The sequence below is a fragment of the Bradyrhizobium sp. AUGA SZCCT0105 genome (assembly GCF_018129565.1).
Lineage (GTDB): Bacteria > Pseudomonadota > Alphaproteobacteria > Rhizobiales > Xanthobacteraceae > Bradyrhizobium.
The window spans coordinates 267,613-287,751 of the sequence record NZ_JAFCMK010000002.1 but is presented as its reverse complement, the minus strand read 5'-3'; the positions used below and the strand labels follow the sequence as shown (position 1 = coordinate 287,751).

General features: G+C 65.2%; 15 protein-coding genes. 6 read left to right on the top strand and 9 right to left on the bottom strand.

From position 1 onward, the window contains the following. Window positions 1–302: 302 nt before the first annotated feature. Both JQ573_RS10365 and JQ573_RS10360 read right to left on the bottom strand, forming a co-directional pair. Window positions 303–863 (bottom strand): GNAT family N-acetyltransferase, encoded by a 561-nt coding sequence (locus tag JQ573_RS10365; protein WP_212309846.1) that lies wholly within the window; start codon window positions 861–863, stop codon window positions 303–305. Window positions 864–881: 18 nt separating this feature from the next. Continuing rightward, window positions 882–3,239, bottom strand: a complete 2,358-nt coding sequence (locus tag JQ573_RS10360; RefSeq protein ID WP_212309845.1) for an Orn/Lys/Arg decarboxylase N-terminal domain-containing protein — start codon at window positions 3,237–3,239, stop codon at window positions 882–884. Window positions 3,240–3,386: 147 nt separating this feature from the next. Between JQ573_RS10360 and JQ573_RS10355 the strand changes: the two genes are divergently transcribed. Beyond that, complete coding sequence (locus JQ573_RS10355) at window positions 3,387–4,556, top strand: acyl-CoA dehydrogenase family protein (RefSeq protein ID WP_212309844.1); 1,170 nt, start codon at window positions 3,387–3,389, stop codon at window positions 4,554–4,556. Window positions 4,557–4,595: 39 nt separating this feature from the next. On the opposite strand, the gene JQ573_RS10350 is transcribed toward JQ573_RS10355, so the two are convergent. From JQ573_RS10350 to JQ573_RS10335, 4 genes are all read right to left on the bottom strand, one after another. Further along, on the bottom strand, window positions 4,596–5,018 hold the full coding sequence (locus JQ573_RS10350) for a cupin domain-containing protein (protein WP_212309843.1): 423 nt from the start codon (window positions 5,016–5,018) through the stop codon (window positions 4,596–4,598). Between the two features lie 147 nt (window positions 5,019–5,165). Continuing rightward, the gene (locus tag JQ573_RS10345; RefSeq protein ID WP_212309842.1) at window positions 5,166–5,783 is read right to left on the bottom strand and encodes a tetratricopeptide repeat protein; all 618 of its coding nucleotides are present in this window, start codon (window positions 5,781–5,783) and stop codon (window positions 5,166–5,168) included. Between the two features lie 376 nt (window positions 5,784–6,159). Then, window positions 6,160–7,893, bottom strand: a complete 1,734-nt coding sequence (locus JQ573_RS10340) for an adenylate/guanylate cyclase domain-containing protein (RefSeq protein ID WP_212309841.1) — start codon at window positions 7,891–7,893, stop codon at window positions 6,160–6,162. Between the two features lie 135 nt (window positions 7,894–8,028). After that, window positions 8,029–8,583, bottom strand: coding sequence for a PAS domain-containing protein (locus tag JQ573_RS10335; RefSeq protein WP_212310732.1), 555 nt, complete (start codon window positions 8,581–8,583; stop codon window positions 8,029–8,031). Window positions 8,584–9,086: 503 nt separating this feature from the next. Here JQ573_RS10335 and JQ573_RS10330 point away from each other — a divergent pair. Together JQ573_RS10330 and JQ573_RS10325 are read left to right on the top strand one after the other, a co-directional pair. After that, window positions 9,087–9,884 (top strand): rhomboid family intramembrane serine protease, encoded by a 798-nt coding sequence (locus JQ573_RS10330; protein ID WP_212309840.1) that lies wholly within the window; start codon window positions 9,087–9,089, stop codon window positions 9,882–9,884. Between the two features lie 189 nt (window positions 9,885–10,073). After that, window positions 10,074–10,502: a CBS domain-containing protein gene (locus JQ573_RS10325; RefSeq protein ID WP_092115142.1), complete on the top strand. Its 429-nt coding sequence runs from the start codon at window positions 10,074–10,076 to the stop codon at window positions 10,500–10,502. 3 nt (window positions 10,503–10,505) lie between these two features. On the opposite strand, the gene JQ573_RS10320 is transcribed toward JQ573_RS10325, so the two are convergent. Beyond that, window positions 10,506–11,537 carry a patatin-like phospholipase family protein gene (locus tag JQ573_RS10320; protein WP_249131584.1) on the bottom strand — a complete coding sequence of 344 codons (1,032 nt, stop codon included), beginning with the start codon at window positions 11,535–11,537 and terminating at the stop codon, window positions 10,506–10,508. 272 nt (window positions 11,538–11,809) lie between these two features. Between JQ573_RS10320 and JQ573_RS10315 the strand changes: the two genes are divergently transcribed. Further along, a complete protein-coding gene (locus JQ573_RS10315; RefSeq protein WP_212309838.1) occupies window positions 11,810–12,880 on the top strand; it encodes a hypothetical protein in 1,071 nt (356 codons plus the stop codon). A 280-nt stretch (window positions 12,881–13,160) separates the two neighbouring features. Beyond that, window positions 13,161–15,656, top strand: a complete 2,496-nt coding sequence (locus JQ573_RS10310; protein WP_212309837.1) for a bifunctional diguanylate cyclase/phosphodiesterase — start codon at window positions 13,161–13,163, stop codon at window positions 15,654–15,656. Between the two features lie 177 nt (window positions 15,657–15,833). Here JQ573_RS10310 and JQ573_RS10305 read toward each other — a convergent pair whose 3' ends face one another. Together JQ573_RS10305 and thrS are read right to left on the bottom strand one after the other, a co-directional pair. Further along, complete coding sequence (locus tag JQ573_RS10305) at window positions 15,834–16,397, bottom strand: nitroreductase (RefSeq protein WP_212309836.1); 564 nt, start codon at window positions 16,395–16,397, stop codon at window positions 15,834–15,836. A gap of 84 nt (window positions 16,398–16,481) precedes the next feature. Next, the gene (gene thrS, locus JQ573_RS10300) at window positions 16,482–18,527 is read right to left on the bottom strand and encodes a threonine--tRNA ligase (protein ID WP_212309835.1); all 2,046 of its coding nucleotides are present in this window, start codon (window positions 18,525–18,527) and stop codon (window positions 16,482–16,484) included. 229 nt (window positions 18,528–18,756) lie between these two features. Here thrS and JQ573_RS10295 point away from each other — a divergent pair, with 229 nt between their 5' ends. After that, the gene (locus JQ573_RS10295; protein WP_212309834.1) at window positions 18,757–20,058 is read left to right on the top strand and encodes an ATP-dependent Clp protease proteolytic subunit; all 1,302 of its coding nucleotides are present in this window, start codon (window positions 18,757–18,759) and stop codon (window positions 20,056–20,058) included. Window positions 20,059–20,139: the final 81 nt, after the last annotated feature.

Here is a 20,139-nt window from a genome sequence, read left to right as displayed (position 1 = left end):
TGTGCGCAATTGCGCACATGGACCGGGCGATCCAGTACGCCGCGGCTTCTCGGCTCAAGCACAGCCGTCTCTGGAATACTGGATCACCCGCATGCGCGGGTGATGACACCGCGTGTGTGAGGCCTTGAATCGAGAACCATCCTCATCGTCGTCCTGGCGAAAGCCAGGACCCATTACCCCAAATGTCAATTGTTGTGCGACGCTGGGGCCGCTGTCCCGTTCATCACCGAATGCGGTGGTTATGGGTCCTGGCTTTCGCCAGGACGACGAATGGCAGGGAGCCGCGCAGCCCCCATCACCCATCACCGCCGCGACAGCGGCGCGGGTGGCGGCGGGGCGGTCGAGCCGGCGGCGAGCGAGCGCTGCACCATCACGGTGTCGGACCAGCGGCCGTAGCGATAGGCGACACCGGGCAGATGGCCGACGCGGGCAAAGCCGAAGCGGTCGTGCAGCGCCAGCGACGCGGCGTTGTCGCTGTCGATGTAGCCGATCATCTGGCGGAAGCCGGCCGCAGCACAAGCGTCGACCAGTTCCTGCAACAGCCGGCCGCCGACGCCCTTGCCGGTGAAGCCGTGGTGAATATAGATCGAATGCTTCACCGTGTAGCGATAGGCCGGACGCTTGCGGAACTGGACCACATAGGCATAGCCGACCACTTCGCCCTCGCACAGCGCGACCAGATGCGGCAGGCGGGTGTTGCGCAGATTCTTGCGGCGGTCGCGCAGGTCGTCGGGCTCCGGCGTGCCGCTGTCGTCGACGCTCTCCTCGATGCCGTGGCGGATGTGATAGCGGTAGATCGATAGCATCGCATCGACGTCGCCGTCGCGCGAGGGTCGGACGGTGATCTTGTGATCATTCTCCATTGTGTTGCGTCCGCTGGCCTATTCGGACACGACATAGGTGTAGAAGCGGACGCGGCCCGCGTCGTCGATCTCCTTGTAGATGCCCTGGACCTCGACCTCGAAGCCCGGGAACGCATTGAAGCTCGCCTCGAACATCCGCAAGTAGTCGATCATCGGCTTGCTGCGTTCCGACAGTCGCTCGCCGGGCACGATGGTGGCGATGCCGGGCGGGTAGACCACGAACGGCGTCGCGGCGATGCGGCCGAAGATCTGGTCGATCGGCAGATAGTCGACGTCGTTGCGGATCAGATATTGCGCCGCCTGGCGCGGCGACATCGCGATCTCCGGGAGATGCTCGGGCAGGAATTGCTTGGCCTGCAGCGTGCTGACGCCGCCGTCGCGGAAGAAGCGGTGCATGTCGCCGCAGAGGTCGCGCAGCCGCACTCCGGTGTAGCGTTGCGGGCGGCGGCGGAAGAATTCGGGGATGACGTCCTCGACCAGCGCGTTGTCGTCGTGCAGCTTCTTGAAGGCGACGAGCCCGGACACCAGCGTGCCGGCCTTGCTGGCCTCGACGCCCGGCGTCAGCAGGAAGAGCAGGGAGTTGAGGTCGTTCTTCTCGGCGACGATCTGGTTCTCGCGCAGATATTGCGCGACGACCGGGGCGGGGATGCCGTGATCGGCATAGGCGCCGGTGGCGTGGTCGAACCCCGGCGTCAGCAAGGTGAGCTTGTTCGGGTCGGTCATGGCAAATCCCGCGGTCAGCTCCGGGAAGCCGTGCCAGGTTTCGCCCGGGCTGAGCTGCCAGTAGGACGGATTGGTCGCGAGCTGATCGGTCGAGATCGTCTCCCAGGCGACATTGTGCACGCCGTTCTCGCGCGCGACGTCGGGGATCATCACGCGGTCCGGCACGAACGGCTCGAAGAACCAGCGCCGCTCGGCGCGCGTCTCCTTCTCCTCGAACTCGCGCTTCACCGCGCGGATCTTCTTGCGCAGCTCGATGCCGAGCCGGATCGTGTCGTCCCAAAGCACTTCGCCGGAGCGGCCTTTCATCATCTGCGCGCCGACGTCGAGCGAAGCGAAGATCGGATAGAACGGCGAGGTCGAGGCGTGCTGCATGAAGCTTTCGTTGAAGCGGCGGTGCTCGACCCGGCGCTTCTGGCCCTTGATGTGGCGGTCGCGGATGTGGATCTGCGAGGCCTGCGAGAAGCTCGCGAGCTGCTTGTGGGTCGATTGGGTGGCGATGATGCCAGGCGCCTCGGGGCCGAGATTGGCGAGCCCCATCGCGAAGCGGCCGGAATAGATCGGGTGGAACTTCATGAAGCCGGCCCAGGCCTCGTCGAACAGGATGTAGTCGCAGAGATGGCCGATCCGCTTGAGGATCATCTCGGCGGAGTGGATGGTGCCGTCATAGGTGCACTGCTCGACCACGGCGACGCGGAACGGACGCTCCTTCTTCCAGGCGTTCTCGTCCTTGACCAGCGGGTGCTTGCGGATCTGGTCGCGCAGCGCGCCCTCGTCGAGCAGGTCCCAGCGCATCGGGCCGATCAGGCCCCAGGCGTTGCGCACCGTCGGCACATAGACCGGGATGCCGCCGCCGATCAGGAGCGCGCCGTGATGCGCGGCCTTGTGGTTGTTGCGGTCGAACAGCACGAGATCGCCATCGGTGACCAGCGAGCCGAGCGCGACCTTGTTGGATGTCGAGGTGCCGTTGAGCACGAAATAGGTCTTCTCGGCGCCGAAGATCTTGGCGGCTTCCTTTTGCGCCCGCAGCGCCGGCCCCTCATGGGTGAGAAGGTCGCCGAGATCGAGCACGGAATTGTCGAGGTCGTCGCGGAACACCGCCTCGCCGAGATGTTCGACGAACACCCGGCCGATCGGGCTGCGGCTGTAGAACACGCCGCCATTGTGGCCCGGGCAGGTCCAGAGCTGGTTGCCTTCCTCGGCATAGTCGACCAGCGCCCCGAAGAACGGGGTCTTCAGGTTCTCGGCATATTGCTTCAGCCTGGAGATCAGGTTCTTGGCGATGAAGGGCGGGGTTTCCTCGGACAGGAACACGTAGCCGTCGATGAAATCGAGCACCTCGACCGGCAGGTCCTCGAACCGCTTGCGGCGGATCAGCAGGAGGATCGGGAAGTCGAGGCCGCGCCGGCGCATCAGATTGATCAGCGCCGCGGTCTTGCCCTCGAGACCCTTCTTGCCCCAGTCGACCACCATGCAGCCGATCGCCGCATCGGTCTGCACCGCGATCTCGGCATCTTCCAGTTTGCGGGCGCGGACCACCTCGAAGCCGGAGCGCTCGATTTCGGCGATGATCTGGTTGAAGCGGATGCCTTCGAGGTCGTCGGCCTCGAAAACCGGCGCCGCGAACAGGAAGTTGAAGCGTTTGAAATAGTCCATGCATGTCCCCGAAACTGGTCCGCTGAACCTGTCTGCACAATTCATGACAAAGAGATGACGGTCCCTCTGCGACGCCAAGCCCGATGGTCAAATTCGCGTCCACGCGCTGAATTCCCGATATTGCCAGCTCTCGGAAAGGAAGGCGTCATGCCCCAGCCTGCCAAAGATCCTGCCAGATCCAGCGTTGCAGACCATTTGACCGCGCTCGAGCGGCTTGCCCCGCTGATTGCCGAGCAACGGGCGGATTTCGATCGGGAGCGCCGGCTTCCCGACGCCGTGGTCCGCGCCCTGGCCGAGGCCGGAATGTTTCGGCTGTATCTGCCGAAAGCGCTGGGCGGGCCGGAATTCTCGCCGCTCGACTTCATGACGATCGTCGAGGCGGCCGCCGCGCTCGACGGCTCGGTCGGCTGGCTGGTCGGTAATGGCGGCGGCATGAGCCGGGCCGGCGGCTATCTGCCGGAGGAGGTGGTGCGGGGCTGGTTCGCCGATCCGCTGGCGTTCATCGCGAGCGCCACCGGGGCGATCGGGACGGCGGTCGAGGTCGAGGGCGGCTATCGCGTCAGCGGACGCTGGCCGTTCGGCAGCGGCGCGCCCCACGCGACCAGGTTCATGGGGCTGGCGAGCGTCAAGGGGCCCGACGGCAAGGACAGCCCGCCGATCTGCTGCTACGTCGATCGCGCCGACGTCCGCCTCCACGACACCTGGTTCGTGTCCGGACTGCGCGCCACCGGAAGCTGCGACTTCGAGATGCAGGACTGTTTCGTGCCTGACAGCCACACCCATCCGCTGGTCGACTTCAAGCCGACCCAGCCGGGTATCCCGTACCGGCTGCCGGGGCTCGCGGCGTTTTCCTGGACGGTCTCGGTCGTGCCGCTCGGGATCGCGCGCGGCGCGCTCGACGCCTTCATCGCGCTCGCGGGCAAGAAGCCCCGGCTCGGTGGCGTCGGCCAGCTGCGCGACGGTGAACTGGTCCAGTCGATGGTCGGCCGAGCCGAAACGGCGCTGCGCTCCGCGCGGGCGCTGCTGGTCGAGGACATGACGGAGCTGATGGCGGCGAGCGAGGCCGGAGGCGAGCGGCTGATTGAAGCGCGGCTGCTGCACCGGATCGCCTGCGCCAATGCCGGCGAAACCGCCGCGCGTGTCGTCGAGATGATCGCGGCGGCCGCCGGCACGGCCGCGATCTTCGAGACCGGTACGCTGGAACGTTCGATCCGCGACGTCCAGGCCGCGATCAAGCATGTCGCGATGACCCCGATCAGCTACGGGCTGGTTGGCCGCGTAAAACTCGGCCTGCCGCTCGGCACGACGCGGTTTTAAGCAGGGCCGCCGGCGGTGCAGGCTTCTTGCGTCGAGCGGTCAGGAAGCGACCGGCACCAGGCCGTAGCGCAGCATCGTCTCTTTCATCCTGGCTGGATCGGGCGCACCCCCCGCCATCAGGGCCGCCATGTCCTTGAAATATTGCGGTCCGAGCGCGCCGGGGCTGAGGAGGCAGAGGCAGGTCGCCGGACCGTTCGAGCGGTTGGTGAAGCCGTGCACGACACCGCGCTTGATGAACACCGACTCGCCGGGCCCGATGTGGATCTCCTTGCCGTCGACCCGCCAGGTCGAGACGCCCGAAAGCCCGTAGATCGTCTCGTCCCAGCTCTCGTGATAGTGCGGAATCGGCATCCGGGCATTCGGTTGCAGCGTCATCTCGAACAGATCGACGCTGCCGCCGGTGGTCTCCTTGCTCTGCAGGAATTTGAGCTGCAACGTACCGAAGTCAATCAGATCGGGCATGACGGACTCGCAAATGGTTCGGGTGCCCACGATAGCGGACGGCGCCGAAGGAAGCCAACGGCGCGTGCAGCCCGGACGCGCGATGCGATGTCCGGGCCGGATCTAGTGATCCCGCATTCCGCTCATGTCGGCTCCGCGCCGGTGCGCTCAGTAGACGAGGTTCGTACCCGGCGGCTTCTCCAGTGCGGCTGCCAGCGTGCGATACTCCTCGCAGTCGGTGCCGCAGATCTCGCCGATCCGCTGCAGATGATACTGCGCCTGGTCGCGGTTGCCTTGTTCGATCTGCCACAGACCGTAGTAGTTCCACGTCAGCACGTGGTTGGGATCGGCCTTCAGCGCGCGCTCGTACCAGACCTGCGACTGCTTGTAGTCGCCGAGCTTGCGATAGGAGTAACCGATCAGGTTCGCGACATCAGGATGATCATCGCGGCCGAGCGCGTGCAGCTGATCGATCGCGGCGGCGTAGTCGTTGCGTTCGTAGATCGTCGCATAGGCCGCGCGATAGCTGTCGCGGAATGCCGGATCATCGAAGCCGGATTGCTTGATCGGCTTCTTGACCCTGTGCGTGGTCTTTCTGTCCTTCTGCTGGGGATAGGCCGGCGCAGGCGTGCTGTAGCTCGACCCGTAGAAGTCTCCGCCGCCCGCTCCTCCTCCGCCGCCACCACCACCTCCACCGGCGGCGAGGGCAGTGTGCGGTGGGAACAGGATGATCGGCGCTGTCAGAAATGCCGTAAGCATTGCGAGCTTCATCGGTGACTTGATCATGCGCACCTCCCGACTAGACGTGGACAGTCATTGATCTGAAGCACTAACTCCCGATCGCGAGAGACATTCCGCGCGTTCTGAAAAATTGTTTGCCGATGCGGCAATCGCACTGTCGCTTCCGAACGTCGCGCGTGCACGTGCGCCGAATGTTTTGTTCGCACCATCGAATGGCGGAGTGGAAACTAACATCGGTGTTAGAATTGGGCCGGTCGCACATGGGCAGTGTGAAGGGCAGGTCAGCGTCAATGCGTGTAGTCCGGATGAGCGAAGCGATATCCGGGATCTTTCTTTCCGCATATCGCGGAGCCCGTCATCGGGCGCGCATGTCGCGCGAGCCGTTGACTCATGCGGGCTACAACCGCCGTTACTTCCGCCGCTACTTCTGCTCCAGGTACCAGGCGCCGTCCCAATCCGCCGCCGGCAGATTTTGCCTGAACGCTGCGACGCGTGCCTTCATGGCGATCGACGGGCCGTCGCCCGGCGCCGCAGCCAGTGCCGCAGTGAAAGCTTGCTCGGCGTCGTCCCAGCGGCGGTCGCGATAGGCGGCGAGACCATCGGCGTAGCGCTGCCGCAACTCGGTCTGCGCCGGCGTCAGTTGATCCTTCTTGCCGAGTATCTCGAACACGGCGACCGGCTGGGTCTGGCCGACGGCGACGAGGCGGTCGATCTCGCGCAGCTCGATGGTCGCGGCGCAGGCGCTCGCGGTGGCTTCCGAGATCAGGCTGCGGCTGCCGTAGAACTTGTTGGCGCCTTCCAGCCGCGAGGCGAGGTTCACGGTGTCACCGAGCACGGTGTAGCTCATCATGAATTCGGAGCCGATGCTGCCGACCAGCACTTCACCGGTGGCGATCCCGATCCGGATGTCGCAATCGGCCGGGATGGCGCGCACACCGAGCAGTTCGGGCAGATCCTTGCGCAGCTGGTTGACCTGGCCGATCATGTCGATGGCGGCAAGCGCGGCCAGATGGGTCTGTTCGGCTTCCTCGACGAAGGGGGCGCCCCAATAGGCCATGATGGCGTCGCCGATATATTTGTCGATGATGCCGCGATGCGCATGGACCGGCGCGGACATCGTCGACAGATACAGGTTCATGATCTTGACGAGGCCGCGCGGCGTCACGCCTTCGCTCAGGCTGGTGAAGCCCTTCATGTCGCAGAACATCACCGTCATGATGCGGCGCTGTCCTTCGGTGGCGGCGATCGCCGGCTGCTCGAGCAGGCCCTCGGCGATCCGCGGATTGATGTAGCGGCCGAAGGTCTCGCGGATGCGCTGGTTGTGACGCAGCGTCTCGATCATGCGGTTGAAGGCGGCGGAGAGCTGGCCGATCTCGTCCTGGGTCGTGATCGCGATGGTGCCGTCGAGGCGGCCCGCCTCGACCTCGCGGGTGCCTTCCAGCAGCCGCATCACCGGGCGCGTGATGCCGCTGCCGACCAGCATCGCGAACACGAAGCCGAGGATCGCGGCAATCGCGGTCACGACACCGGAGATGATGATCGCCCGCTGCTGGGCACTCATCACCTTCGCGGCGGCCGAAGCGACCTGCGCCAGCATGTCGGTGCGAATGCCTTCGATCTTGTTGTTGAAGTCGTCGCGCAGGACGTCGGCGCGGAGCGTGGTCGCTTTCGCGGCCGCGAAGTCCTGGGCGTCGAGCTGGTCGAGCAGCGTCTTGTTCTCGGCGTTCAGGCGCATCAAGAGATCGTTGACGGCATTGTCGATGCGGTCATCGAGGCGCCCGAGGGCGGCGTTGTCCGACGGGGTCGAGGGATCGGCGATGATCGAATCGATCAGCACGCGCGCCGCATCGGCCTCGCGTTTGATCGTCGGCTCGATCTCGTCGAAGGTCTTGCGCGCCGCGTCGTAGCCGCTGGCTTCCCCCGGCGCCTGCATCTTCGCCATCATCATCCGGCGCATCGCCAAAGACCGCTCCAGCGAGCGGATGTTGACGCGGGCGAGATGACCATAGGCGGGGATGTAGCGGTTGGTGAGCTCATCCAGGAGATGGCCGACCTGGCCCGCCATCACCATCGAGAGCAGCGAGGTGATCACCGCGAGGACGATGAGTCCCGCGGCGATGCCGACGATCTTCTGCCTGATCGAATTGCGAAACATGCCCAGCCCGGCCGCAGCTGCAATAAGCGGATCACCCCCGCCATGGCGGCGAACCAGCTAATAGAGTTCCGCGGCCCGCGGTGCAAGCGACCGGCGTGGCCTGTCCCGTCGCCGGGCGGCGGCTGGCATCGGGGGCTAGCGCAGTCCTTCGTAGACCATCAGGCCGCGCGCGATTGCGAGCTTGCGCAGGGTCCGCGGCACCAGCCGCTCCTGGGGATGCAGGTAGCGCCACGAGGTCAGGACGAGGTCGTGCAGCGGGGTGACATCGTCCTCGAACGGGGCGAGCAGGCCGGTCAGGCTCGCCGGCATATGGACGCGGGCGGTGAAGGGCAGCAGCAGCAATTCAAGGTGCGCCTTGGAGCCGGTTTCGGTCGTGGCGGTGACACCGGCGATGGCCGGCAGGGTCTCTTCGACGACACAGGTGATGATGTCTTCGATCTCGCCGCGGCTTTCGCCGGTGAAAAGGGCGGAAAAGCTGCGGTTCTTGAGGTCGCAGCCGAGCAGGGCGGAGGTGCGGGTGCCGGCGACGCGGAACGGAAAGCGGGTTTCGCCGTCATAGGACAGCACGAAGATGTCGGACAGCAGCTCGCGCACCGCGGACGGTTCGAATTCACTCCGGTCGGGTGCACGCGCAGTGCCGCGCTTCGCATTCCAATAGGCGAAGAATTCGCGGCTGGAGCTGTGTTTCATATAAAGAACCTTGCCCGGCACCTGGCTCGGCGGGACACATCTGTCCCGGTTTTGCTCAGGCGCCTTCCCTTCTCTGTTGTGCAGGGAAGGCTGTGCAGCGTCCATGCCGTGGCCGCGGTTTGGGCGGCTTATCGGCAGCTTTGTGTTGTTAACGTAAATTTAACTATGTTCTTGGCGTCGGTGGAACCTGCGCGTAGGGTCCGCGCGTTCCCGTTTGCCGGCTGCCCCAAGCGCCGGCGTGGTTGGTACATAGGTGGCGTCAAACAGTTTGGTCACCGTGCGGGGAGGGGTGGGGATGTTCTCCCGATCCCTCTGGGGCACGAGAAGACCAGCCGATCAGGGAGGGCGTTCTCAGCGCCCTCCCTTTTCTTTGTCCCGATCGCTTTTGTCTTGATCCTGGTGCCGCGGGACACCCCGTGTCCGATTTCGGGATTGTGCACTTGCACAGCGGTATGAAAGCCGCCTATCTGGGATGCACAGCCGCGTGCGAGGTCGCCGACCCCTTGGACTCCCATCCCGAATCCCCGCTCGAGCCGCCGCCGGAGGCGCCGCGCGAGCCGATCCTGACCTTGCCGCCGGCGCTCACCGCCTACATCCTCCTGATCGCGGTGATCCATCTGCGGGTGCTGCTGCCGCCGGAGATGGAAAACTGGACCATCGACGTCTTCGGCTTCATCCCGAAGCGCTACGATTCGACGCTGCTCGACATCACCTTCCCGGGCGGAGACGGCGCCAAGGTCTGGACCTTCGTCACCTATTCGCTGCTGCACGCCAACCTCACCCATATCGGCTTCAACGTGCTGTGGCTGCTGCCGTTCGGCAGCGCGCTGGCGCGGCGCTTCGGCGCGGTGCGGTTTTTTGTCTTCATGGCGGTGACGGCGGCCGCAGGCGCGCTCGCGCATCTGTTGACCCATGAGCACGCCATTGCGCCGATGATCGGCGCGTCAGCCTCGGTGTCGGGAACGATGGCGGCGGCGATGCGCTTCGCCTTTGTGAAGGGCAGCTTCCTGTCGTTCAGCCGCGGCGATGCCGACGCGGCCGCCAAGGTGCCCGCGCTGTCGCTATGGCGGGCGCTGCGCAATGGACGGGTGCTCGCGTTCCTGGCGATCTGGTTCGGCGTCAATATCCTGTTCGGCGCCACTTCGCTGTCGCTCGGTGCTGAGGACGCGAGCGTCGCCTGGCAGGCGCATATCGGCGGCTTCCTCGCCGGGCTGTTGCTGTTCTCGCTGTTCGATCCGATTCCGCGTGCGCGAGATGATGCTGCGGATGCGTCGTCGCTGGACCAGTCCGGCCGCGTCTGATCGCCGCTTGCGGCTCGGTTCGAATTCCTCCATCATCTTTGCGACACAGAACAAAGCGGGCCGACACATCGAGCCCAGCTACCGACCGCGCCCCGAAACCGAAATCTGCGCGGAACTGTTGATTGAAGACTCTGGCGAACAGGCTCGACCCCGCTGATGCGGGGAGCGAACGGATTCAGGGAGACGACAATGACGGTACGTTCCATTCTCGATGCAAAGGGCCATCAGGTCATGAGCGTCGCGCCCGGCGCGAAGCTTTCGGCCGCGGTCAAACTGCTCGGCGAGCGTAAGATCGGCGCCGTGCTGGTGATGGAGCAGGGCCGGATGGAAGGCATCCTGTCGGAGCGCGACATCGTGCGCGTGCTCTCAGAGCGCGGCGCGGGCGTGCTGGAGGAACCGGTGAGCGCGGTGATGACCAAGAAGGTCGTGAGTTGCCGCGAGTCCGATACCGTCAGCGGCCTGATGGAGATGATGACCACCGGCAAGTTCCGCCATCTCCCTGTCGTCGAGGACGGCAAGGTGGTCGGGCTGATCTCGATTGGCGACGTCGTCAAGCGCCGCGTGCAGGAATATGAGCACGAGCAGGAAGCGCTGCGCGACTACATCAAGACCGCCTAAGCGCTACTTCCCGGTGGTGCCCGTGCCGTTGGACGGCGGCACCAGGATATCGATGGCTTCCTCGATCGCTCCGATGGCGCGTTCGGCCGCGCGAATGCCGTGCGCGATCAGGTCGTCGGCGCGGTGGAAGTCGAACCAGCCGATCTGGCCGACGCGCGGCGAGATCAGCATGTCGGGCGGATCGCCGGCGAGGCGCGCACGGGTGATGCGGTCCTGCATGATGTTGAAGGCGTCGACCATGACGCTCGAGATTCCGGGCCGGCTGGCGCTGCCGAAAAATTCCCGCTTCACGGTCCGTTCGGCGGAGAAGAAGCGGCCGAACCGCCGCTTCGGCGGTTCTGGCTCGATCTCGGCCTCGGCAGTCACCGCGACCGTCACCTCGGGCGCGGCGGACGGCCCGTGATTGTAGATCGTGGTCGAGTGCGCGAACACGTCGCTGGAGAGGTTCGCCGCAATGACAATCTCGGCGCCGAGGGCGCGGGCGGCCGAAACCGGCACCGGATTGACCAGCGCGCCGTCGACCAGCCAACGGTCGCCGATCAGCACCGGCGCGAAGATGCCTGGCAAAGCGTAGGAGGCGCGCATCGCGTCGACCACACGGCCTTGGGTCAGCCAGATCTCGTGCCCGGTGCGGACTTCGGTTGCGACGCTGGCGAACTTGACCGTGAGGTCCTCGATCATGACCTGGCCCAGCGCGGCCTCGATCTCGGCGGCCAGCTTGGCGCCGCCGATCAGGCCGGAGCCATTGAGGCGGATGTCGAGGTAGCCGAGCACGCTGCGCGGCTGCAGGCTGCGGGCCCACTGCTCCAGCTTGTCGATATGGCCGGCCGCATAGGCGCCGCCGACCACTGACCCGATCGAGGTGCCGACCACGACGTTGGGGACGATGCCATGGGCGAGCAGGGTCTTGATGATGCCGATATGGGCAAAGCCGCGTGCGGCGCCGCCGCCGAGCGCAAGCCCGATCACCGGCCGGCGAACCGTTCCCAGTCCTACCTTGTCGGGGCCGTCGGAGCTCTTTTGGCCTCGGCCCATCCAGCTATCCAACACGGCAAATCTCCTGCCAGCGCGAGACTAGGCCGCGCGGCATCGCTGCGCCAGCGTCGTCCGGTTTCATGGTTATTCCCCACAGGCATGATTCATGCCCCGGGTGGACCGCGGTAGGCAGGGAATGTGACTTGACCGCGACAATAGGACTAACATCGGCTTGATCGAGCGGTTCCAAACCGGGGACGGCGGCCCCGGGACTGTGACAAAGCATTGGACGAAGGCTTGAATTTGCCGCGTTTTCGTTGAAAAGCATGGTGATGACTTCAAGGGGCAACGGCATCGGCGGATGCGGGCGGGGCATGCGGCTCCTTCCGCTATTGACGCTTGCGGCATTTTTGCTGGCCCTGGTCCCGACTTCGGTGTCGGCGCAGTTCTTCAGCGACCGGCCGCCGCCAATCCCGCCTGCCTCGGTTCCGGATGTACCGTCCGGCCCGGCGCTCAATTTGGCGCCGCCGTCCGGACCCGGTTCGGGGCCCGTTCTGCCCGGTCCGCTGACCCAGCCGACCATCGTCCAGCCGTCGATCGCGACCGTGCCTCCGGTGACGCCGCCGGCCGGCTCGCCGACCGCCGGGCAGGCGGTGCTGTCGCTGACGGCGCGATACGGCAAGGACCTGCCGGTGATCAATGCCGGGCTGGTGTGGCGGGTGTTCGCCGACAAGCCGGATGACAACGGCACCTACAAGCTGATCCGCGAGGAGCGCGGGGCGACGCCCAACGTCGTGCTGCCGCCCGGCAACTATGTGGTCCATGTCGCGCTCGGTCTCGTCAGCGCGGTCCGCGCCGTCAGCCTGAAGTCGGAGACCGACCGCGAGTCCTTCGTGCTGCCGGCCGGGGGCCTGCGGATCGAAGGCCGGGTCGGCTCCAGCAAGATCCCGGCCAACCAGATTTCATTCGCGATCTACAAGGGCAGCCAGTTCGACGGCTCGGACCGTGGCCCGCTGGTGCCCAACGTGTCCGCCGGCGACGTCGCGCTGCTGCCGGAGGGCACTTACTACATCGTCTCCAACTATGGTGACGCCAACTCGGTGGTGCGCTCCGACATTCGCGTCGGAGCGGGCAAGCTGACTGATGTCACGGTCACGCATCGCGCGGCCGTGATCACCCTCAAACTGGTCAGCGAGAAGGGCGGCGAGGCGCTCGCCAACACCGCATGGTCGGTGATCACGCCGGGCGGCGACGTGATCAAGGAATCGATCGGCGCGTTCCCGCGCGTCGTGCTCTCCGAAGGCGAGTATCGTGCGATCGCCAAGAACGAGGGCAAGGTGTTCGAGCGTCCCTTCAACGTCGTCAACGGCGTCGATGGCGAAGTCGAGGTCGTGGCGCGCTGACGTCCGACCGCGCTGCATTCATGCAGCTGTCATAGTCTCTAACGTGAACTAACCATCGCGCCAGTTTGAGCTGTCATAATCGCTGGCGGCGACGCACGGGCTCGCTATTTTTACATGGCGTTAAGCCGCGGCATGACTTGGATGCCACGGGGACTAAAGCGCGCTGAGTTCAAATTGTGTCGTCATCGCGCCTTGGCTTTTTGCTTGAGCATGATCCCATCGGAAAGCTGTTTCGCACTTTCCGGATCATGCTCCGGCGTTTGCGTGAACGGGGCGTGCCATGATCATGGCCAACAAGAATTCAAAGACATCGGCCAAGTTCAGTTCCGAGATGTTCGCCGACGTTCCGGTCCTGCAACGCAAGTGGCAGGCGGCAGTCCGTCCCGGTGAAAAGCTGCCGCACTATGAAGACGTGATGCTCGGCAGTCTCGGCCGGCTCGCCGATCACATCGTGCTGCTGCGGAACGTCGATGGCGTGCTCAGCGTCTCGCACACCGGCCGCTACGTCCAGACCTGGCTGAACGACGAGCGCTGGGACATTCCGCTCAGCGCGCTGCCGCCGGACTGCGCGACGGCATTGACCGAAGCCACCGCGAATGCGCGCGAGAACTGCCGGCCCTATCTCGCGGCGGCGCATTGCGTGCGCGACGGTCTGGTACGGACCTTCGACGTGCTGGCGCTGCCGACGCGGTCGCGCTGGGGCGGCATCCTGGTCGGCGTCTATGTCAACGAGCGCAATGCGCAGTACAATCTTCTCGATACGATCTTCTCGGCCACCGATGAGGGCGTGCTGTCGCTCGCCGCGATCCGCGACGCGCGGGGCGAGGCGGCCGACTTCCAGATCGTGCATCTCAACCAGGGCGCCGCAAGGCTCCTGATGCAGCCCGCGAACGAATTGCTGTGGCGCCGGCTCAGCGCCGGCGGCAATCCGCTGGCGGCGCCGGCGGTGATGAACCGCCTGCGCGGATTCGTCGGCAGCGGATTCGTCGGCAACGGTCCCGGCGGCCAGTTCGAGATCGACAGCGGCGATCGCTGCCTGCGGCTCGGCGTCACGGCGTTCGGCGACATGCTGTCGCTGACCGTCTCCGACGTCACCGCGCTGAAGCAGCGCGAGCAGTCGTTCCGTCTGCTGTTCGAGAACAACCCGATGCCGATGTGGGTATTCGACGCCGGCACGATGGAGTTCCTCAGCGTCAATGACGCCGCCGTTCAGCACTATGGGTACAGTCGGGAGAGATTTCTCGGCATGACGCTGCGCCAGATCTGGCCGGAGGATGAGTGGGCCATGCACAGCGCCGCCTTGCGCGAGGTCGGCAACGTCTATCAGTCGAGCCGCGACTGGCGGCACATCAAGGCTGATGGCACCGAGATCCATGTGCTGACCTTTGGACGCAGGGTGGCGTTCGAGGGCCGCGACGGCTATCTGGTCGCGGTGGTCGACATCACCGAACGCCGTGCCGCCGAAGCGCGGATCGCGCACATGGCGCACCATGACGGTCTGACAAACTTGCCGAACCGCGATTTTTACCAGGAGCGCCTGCGCGAGGCGCTGGAGCGCGGCCGCTCCGGCAATCGGCGCGTCGCTGTGATGTGCATCGATCTCGATCTGTTCAAGAACGTCAACGATTCCTTCGGGCATCCGATGGGCGACCGGCTGCTCAAGCTGGTGGCGGAGCGGCTGCGCGAGGTGGTCCGCGACGACAACGTGGCGGCCCGTCTCGGTGGCGACGAGTTCGCGATCGTGCTTGCCGCGGATGTCTCGCCCAACGAAGCGAGCGCTTTCGCCGAGCGGCTGATCGATGCCCTGAGCGCGCCCTACAAGATCGACGGGCTCGAGGTCGTGGTCGGCGCCAGCGTCGGGATCGCGCTGTCGCCGGGCGACGGCACGACGTCGGAGGACCTGATGCGCAATGCCGACATGGCGTTGTATCGCGCCAAGTCCGACGGCGGCGGCGTGCATCATTTCTTCGAGCCGGAGATGGATCAGCAGGCGCAGAAGCGCCGCGACATGGAGCGCGATCTGCGCGCCGCCTTCAGCAACGGCGAATTCGAGCTGCACTACCAGCCGCTGGTCGACATCGCCGCCGACCGCATCAGTGGCTTCGAGTCACTGCTGCGGTGGCAGCACCCGCAGAAGGGCATGATCTCGCCCGCGGAGTTCATCCCGGTTGCGGAAGACATCGGCCTGATCGTCGCGCTCGGCGAATGGGTGCTGCGCGAAGCCTGCACCGAGGCGATGAAGTGGCCCGCCGACGTGAAGGTCGCGGTCAATCTGTCGCCGGTGCAGTTCCGCAGCCGCAATCTGGTCCAGGCGGTGATTTCGGCGCTGGCGCATTCCGGCCTGTCGGCGCGGCGGCTCGAGCTCGAGATCACGGAGTCGGTGTTTTTGGCGGAGACCGAGGCCAATCTCGCCATCCTGCATCAGCTGCGCGAGCTCGGCGTCAGCATCTCGATGGACGATTTCGGCACCGGCTATTCCAGTCTGAGCTATTTGCGCAGCTTCCCGTTCGACAAGATCAAGATCGACCGCTCCTTCGTGAAGGACCTCGCGCGGCGCTCCGATTGCCTGGCGATCGTGCGCGCGATCTCGGGCCTCGGCCGCAGCCTCAAGATCACCACGACCGCGGAAGGGGTCGAGACAACAGACCAGCTCGACTGGCTGCGCGCCGAAGGCTGCAACGAGGTCCAGGGGTTCCTGTTCAGCGCCGCAAGGCCCGGGCACGAGATTGCGGCCCTGCTGCGCGGCTTTGCGGAGCGCGCGTCGAAGGCGGCTTAGGCGCGTTCAACTCGTCATGCCCAGCAATGACGACGGAACTCGTAGCCCGGGTGAGCGAAGCGACACCCGGGGCGAGGGTCCCGCATATCGCTGCGCTCATGCGGGCTACATAGCTTCAGAAGAGTCTTTCGGTGGATCGATTGCCGGGTCGAGCCCGGCAATGACAGGTTTACGGTTTCAGAACCGCGTCACGATATCCGACAGCGCCGGGCGCGGGCGGTCCTCGCTCGGCTTGGTCGGCGTCCCGATGTGAATGAGCCCGGCGAGCTTCTCGTCCGGTTTCAGGCCGAGACCGTCGAGCACGTCGCGGTCGAAGGCGAACCAGCCGGTCAGCCAGCAGGCGCCGTAGCCGAGCGCGGTCGCCGCGGTGACGATGTTCATGGCGCTCGCGCCGGCCGACAATTCCTGCTCCCACGGTGGCACCTTCGGGTGCGGCTTGGTGAAGGAGACCACGCCGATCACCAGCGGCGCATCGGTCAGGCGCTTCTTCTCAACCTCGATGTCGGTCGTGGGCGCGCCGGGGTTCTTGCGGGCAAACACCTTTGCGATCACGTCGCCGGCGCGGGCGCGGGCCTCACCCTCGAACACGATGAAGCGCCAGGGCGCCAGCTTGCCGTGGTCGGGCACGCGCGCACCGATGGTCAGGATAGTCTCGAGCTCGGCCGCGGACGGGCCCGGGCCGGTCATCTCGCGCGGTTTCATCGAGCGGCGTGTCTTCAGGAGTTCAATGGCATCGGGCACGGAAATGTCCTTCAAGTGGAGTCGTGCCCCCAAGATGGGGGCACGACCAAGCCGACGAAAGCCAGTTTAGACCGATTGTGAAGATCAGGCGACCGATCGCGCCCGTTTCACGTCCGGTGGTGTCGCTTCATCCACTAGCGCTGCGATCGCCTCATCGGTCGGCATCACGGTCTGGCGCTCGCTGCCGAGGCGGCGGACCGAGACCGAATGCGTCTCGGCTTCCTTCTTGCCGACGACGAGCAGGGCCGGGATCTTGGCCAGCGAGTGCTCGCGGACCTTGTAGTTGATCTTCTCGTTGCGCAGGTCGATCTCGACGCGGAGGCCGGCGCGGCGCGCCGCGGCCGCCACCACCTTGGCGTACTCGTCGCCCTCGGAGGTGATGGTCGTGACCACGAGCTGGGTTGGCGCCAGCCAGAGCGGGAAGTTGCCGGCATAGTGCTCGATCAGGATGCCGATGAAGCGCTCCATCGAGCCGCAGATCGCACGGTGCACCATCACCGGCGCCTTCTTCGAGCCGTCGTGATCGATGTAGAACGCGCCGAACCGCTCCGGCAGGTTGAAGTCGACCTGGGTCGTGCCGCATTGCCAGTCGCGGCCGATGGCGTCGCGCAGAACGTATTCGAACTTCGGCCCGTAGAACGCACCTTCGCCCGGGTTGATCTCGGTCCGGATCCGGTTGCTGCCGTTGGCCTTGATCTCCGACAGCACGGTCGCCATCACGCGCTCGGCGTGATCCCACATCTCGTCGGTGCCGACCCGCTTTTCGGGCCGCGTCGAGAGCTTGACCGTGAGCTCGCCGTCGAAGCCGAAATCGGCGTAGGTGGACAGGATCAGCTCGTTGATCTTGAGACACTCGTCGGCGAGCTGCTGTTCGGTGCAGAACACATGGGCGTCGTCCTGGGTGAAGCCGCGCACCCGCATCAGGCCATGCATCGCGCCCGACGGCTCGTAGCGATGCACGACGCCGAACTCGGCGAGCCGCAGCGGCAGGTCGCGGTAGCTCTTCAGTCCGTGCTTGAAGATCTGCACATGGCCGGGGCAGTTCATCGGCTTCAGCGCGAACCAGCGCTTGTCCTCGGCCTCGTCGCCGGCGGACTGCGCCGCGAACATGTTCTCGCGGTACCAGTCCCAATGGCCCGAGGTCTCCCAGAGCACCTTGTCGAGGATCTGCGGCGCGTTGACCTCGCTGTAGTCGCCGAGCAGCCGGCGTCGCATATAGGCGATCAGCTGCTGGAAGATGGTCCAGCCCTTCGGGTGCCAGAACACCACGCCGGGGCCTTCCTCCTGGAAGTGGAACAGGTCGAGCTCGCGGCCGAGCTTGCGGTGATCGCGCTTCTCCGCTTCCTCGATCTGCTTGAGGTAAGCGTCGAGGTCCTCCTGCCTGGCGAATGCGGTGCCGTAGATGCGGGTCAGCATCGGATTGTTGGAATCGCCGCGCCAATAGGCGCCGGCCACCTTCATCAGCTTGAAGGCGTTGCCGATCTTGCCGGTCGACGTCATATGCGGGCCGCGGCAGAGATCGAACCAGTCGCCCTGGAAATAGATCTTGATCGGCTCGTTGCCGGGAATCGCGTCGACCAGCTCGACCTTGAAGGCCTCGCCTTTGTCGCGGAACACCTGCTTGGTCTTCTCGCGATCCCAGACTTCCTTGGTGAACGGCTTGTCGCGCGCGACGATCTCGCGCATCCGCTTCTCGATGGCGGCAAAATCTTCCGGGGTGAACGGCTCGTTGCCGAAGAAGTCGTAATAGAAGCCGTTCTCGATCACCGGGCCGATCGTGACCTGGGTGCCCGGCCACAGCGACTGCACGGCTTCGGCGAGCACGTGCGCGGCATCGTGCCGGATCAGTTCCAGCGCGCGGGGGTCTTCACGGCTGATCAACTCAATCTTGGCGTCGGCTTCGATCGGATCGTTGAGATCGGCGAGCGTGCCGTCGAGCGCCATCGCGACGGTGCGCTTGGCGAGCGAGGGCGAAATGCCTTTGGCGATGTCGAGGCCGGTGGTCCCTTTCGGGAAATCGCGCCTCGCTCCATCAGGGAAGGTGAGGGCGATCTTGTTCACGGGTTCTGCGGGCTTGAGGTTGGAGAGGCTGTACTGGAATCCGGAACCGGATTTGGGCGTGTCTGCCATCGATGTCTCCTGTAGCTCACTCCTGCGAACGAGCGCAGGTAAGCGGAAAGCAGCGGTATAGCAGGGGATTTGACGCCTGCAATCCGGCAATATCAAGAAAATGGGCCTCCGGCCGCACCGATTCGAGAGAAGCTCGCCTGCACCTGACGGCACCAAGCGTTGCGACGCTGCCGATCATCGTCTAACGTCGAATGTCCACTTTCCCGCCATCGTGCGATCCGCAAGGTTCATGTTTTCCCGTCTCCTGCTTTTCGTGGCGTTGCTTCTGGTCCCCTGCGTCTTGCGGGCGGAAGAAGCACCGGTCGAGAAGGCCGGCTTTGCGAAAAGGCTGACCATCTATCTCGCCAAGGGCCCGGCGAATGCCTGCGGCGCCGGTTGCGATCGCTGGATCGCGATCGAAGGCGAGATCGATCGGAATGCCGCGGCGCGGATTCGCAGCTTCCTGCTTGCCGTCAAGGACCCGCAGCTTCCGATCTACCTCCATTCGCCGGGCGGAAACGTCGAGCAGTCCTATGCGATCGCGCGGTTTCTGCGTGCACGCAAGGCGATTGCCCGGGTCGGCCGCACCAGCGTGCCGGCCTGTTCCACGGGCACGCAGATCGACGCCGCCTGCGAGAAGATCAAGGCTGTGAAAGGCGAGGTCGAGGCCGAACTCACCACGCGCAACGCGATGTGCGTTTCGGCCTGTGCCTATCTGTTCCTGGGCGCGACCGATCGTGAAGTGGCGCCCGACTCGGTGCTCGCGGTGCATAACTCCAGGCTGATGTTCGTGGTCCACGGCAATCCGCCGCCGCAGGTTGTCGCCGACTTCAGGCGGCGCGAGATGGTGAGTGCCGATCGCGATCGCAACCTGTTCCTCGCGGCGATGGGAATCAGCCATGAGCTCAGCGAGCTGATCCGGACGGTGAAGTTCGAAAGCCTGCACGTGCTGACGCGGCCGGAGCTCTATCGATTTGGAATCGATACGCGGCCGTTGCCGGAGACGCTGTGGGCGGTGGAGAAGGAAACCCGGCCCTATGTCCGCAAGATCGCGCAGCAGAGAAAAGGCGACGGCAGCTCGTTCCGCATGATGGAGTGGCGGCTGTTCTGCGAGAACAGGGATCGCGGGCGGCTGATGTTCGTGCGCGAGTTCGACGAGGGCGCCGTCGGCAAAGGCACGGTGGTGATGATGGCCGGCGCCACCAAGGCGATCGCATTCGGCAGGTTGCCGGCGCGGTTCGGCAAATACGAGGTCTGGAGCGACCCGGTGGGGTCGGACATCGTCAAGACGATGCTGGCGGTCCCGCATCTGCAGATCGGCGAAAGCACGCCGTTGTCGGACGGCAAGGCCGATCCCAAGTCCGATATCAAGTCCGATCTCAAGCCTGACTTCGCGACATTCGATCTCGACACGACCGGGCTGGAGCAGGGCTGGACGCAGCTATTGGCGTCGTGCCCGGCAACGAGCGCCGGCCCGAAGCCTGCGAGCCCGTTGCCAGCCGCTGTGTCGCCGAGCGTCAACGCGGTGCCGGCCGCATCGCCGTCGCCATGAGCGCAACCGGCGCCATTCGATCACGTGCCATCGATCACGTGCTATGCATTTAGATGCAGTTGCATTGATTTCGGGGTCTGC

Coding starts and splice junctions, on each gene's coding strand:
- JQ573_RS10355 (WP_212309844.1), top strand. CDS start 3,387: ATGCCCCAGCCTGCCAAAGATCCTGCCAGATCCAGCGTTGCAGACCAT.
- JQ573_RS10340 (WP_212309841.1), bottom strand. CDS start 7,893: ATGTTTCGCAATTCGATCAGGCAGAAGATCGTCGGCATCGCCGCGGGA.
- JQ573_RS10335 (WP_212310732.1), bottom strand. CDS start 8,583: ATGAAACACAGCTCCAGCCGCGAATTCTTCGCCTATTGGAATGCGAAG.
- JQ573_RS10295 (WP_212309834.1), top strand. CDS start 18,757: ATGTTTTCCCGTCTCCTGCTTTTCGTGGCGTTGCTTCTGGTCCCCTGC.
- JQ573_RS10320 (WP_249131584.1), bottom strand. CDS start 11,537: ATGGGCCGAGGCCAAAAGAGCTCCGACGGCCCCGACAAGGTAGGACTG.
- JQ573_RS10360 (WP_212309845.1), bottom strand. CDS start 3,239: ATGGACTATTTCAAACGCTTCAACTTCCTGTTCGCGGCGCCGGTTTTC.
- JQ573_RS10310 (WP_212309837.1), top strand. CDS start 13,161: ATGATCATGGCCAACAAGAATTCAAAGACATCGGCCAAGTTCAGTTCC.
- JQ573_RS10365 (WP_212309846.1), bottom strand. CDS start 863: ATGGAGAATGATCACAAGATCACCGTCCGACCCTCGCGCGACGGCGAC.
- JQ573_RS10350 (WP_212309843.1), bottom strand. CDS start 5,018: ATGCCCGATCTGATTGACTTCGGTACGTTGCAGCTCAAATTCCTGCAG.
- thrS (WP_212309835.1), bottom strand. CDS start 18,527: ATGGCAGACACGCCCAAATCCGGTTCCGGATTCCAGTACAGCCTCTCC.
- JQ573_RS10345 (WP_212309842.1), bottom strand. CDS start 5,783: ATGATCAAGTCACCGATGAAGCTCGCAATGCTTACGGCATTTCTGACA.
- JQ573_RS10315 (WP_212309838.1), top strand. CDS start 11,810: ATGACTTCAAGGGGCAACGGCATCGGCGGATGCGGGCGGGGCATGCGG.
- JQ573_RS10325 (WP_092115142.1), top strand. CDS start 10,074: ATGACGGTACGTTCCATTCTCGATGCAAAGGGCCATCAGGTCATGAGC.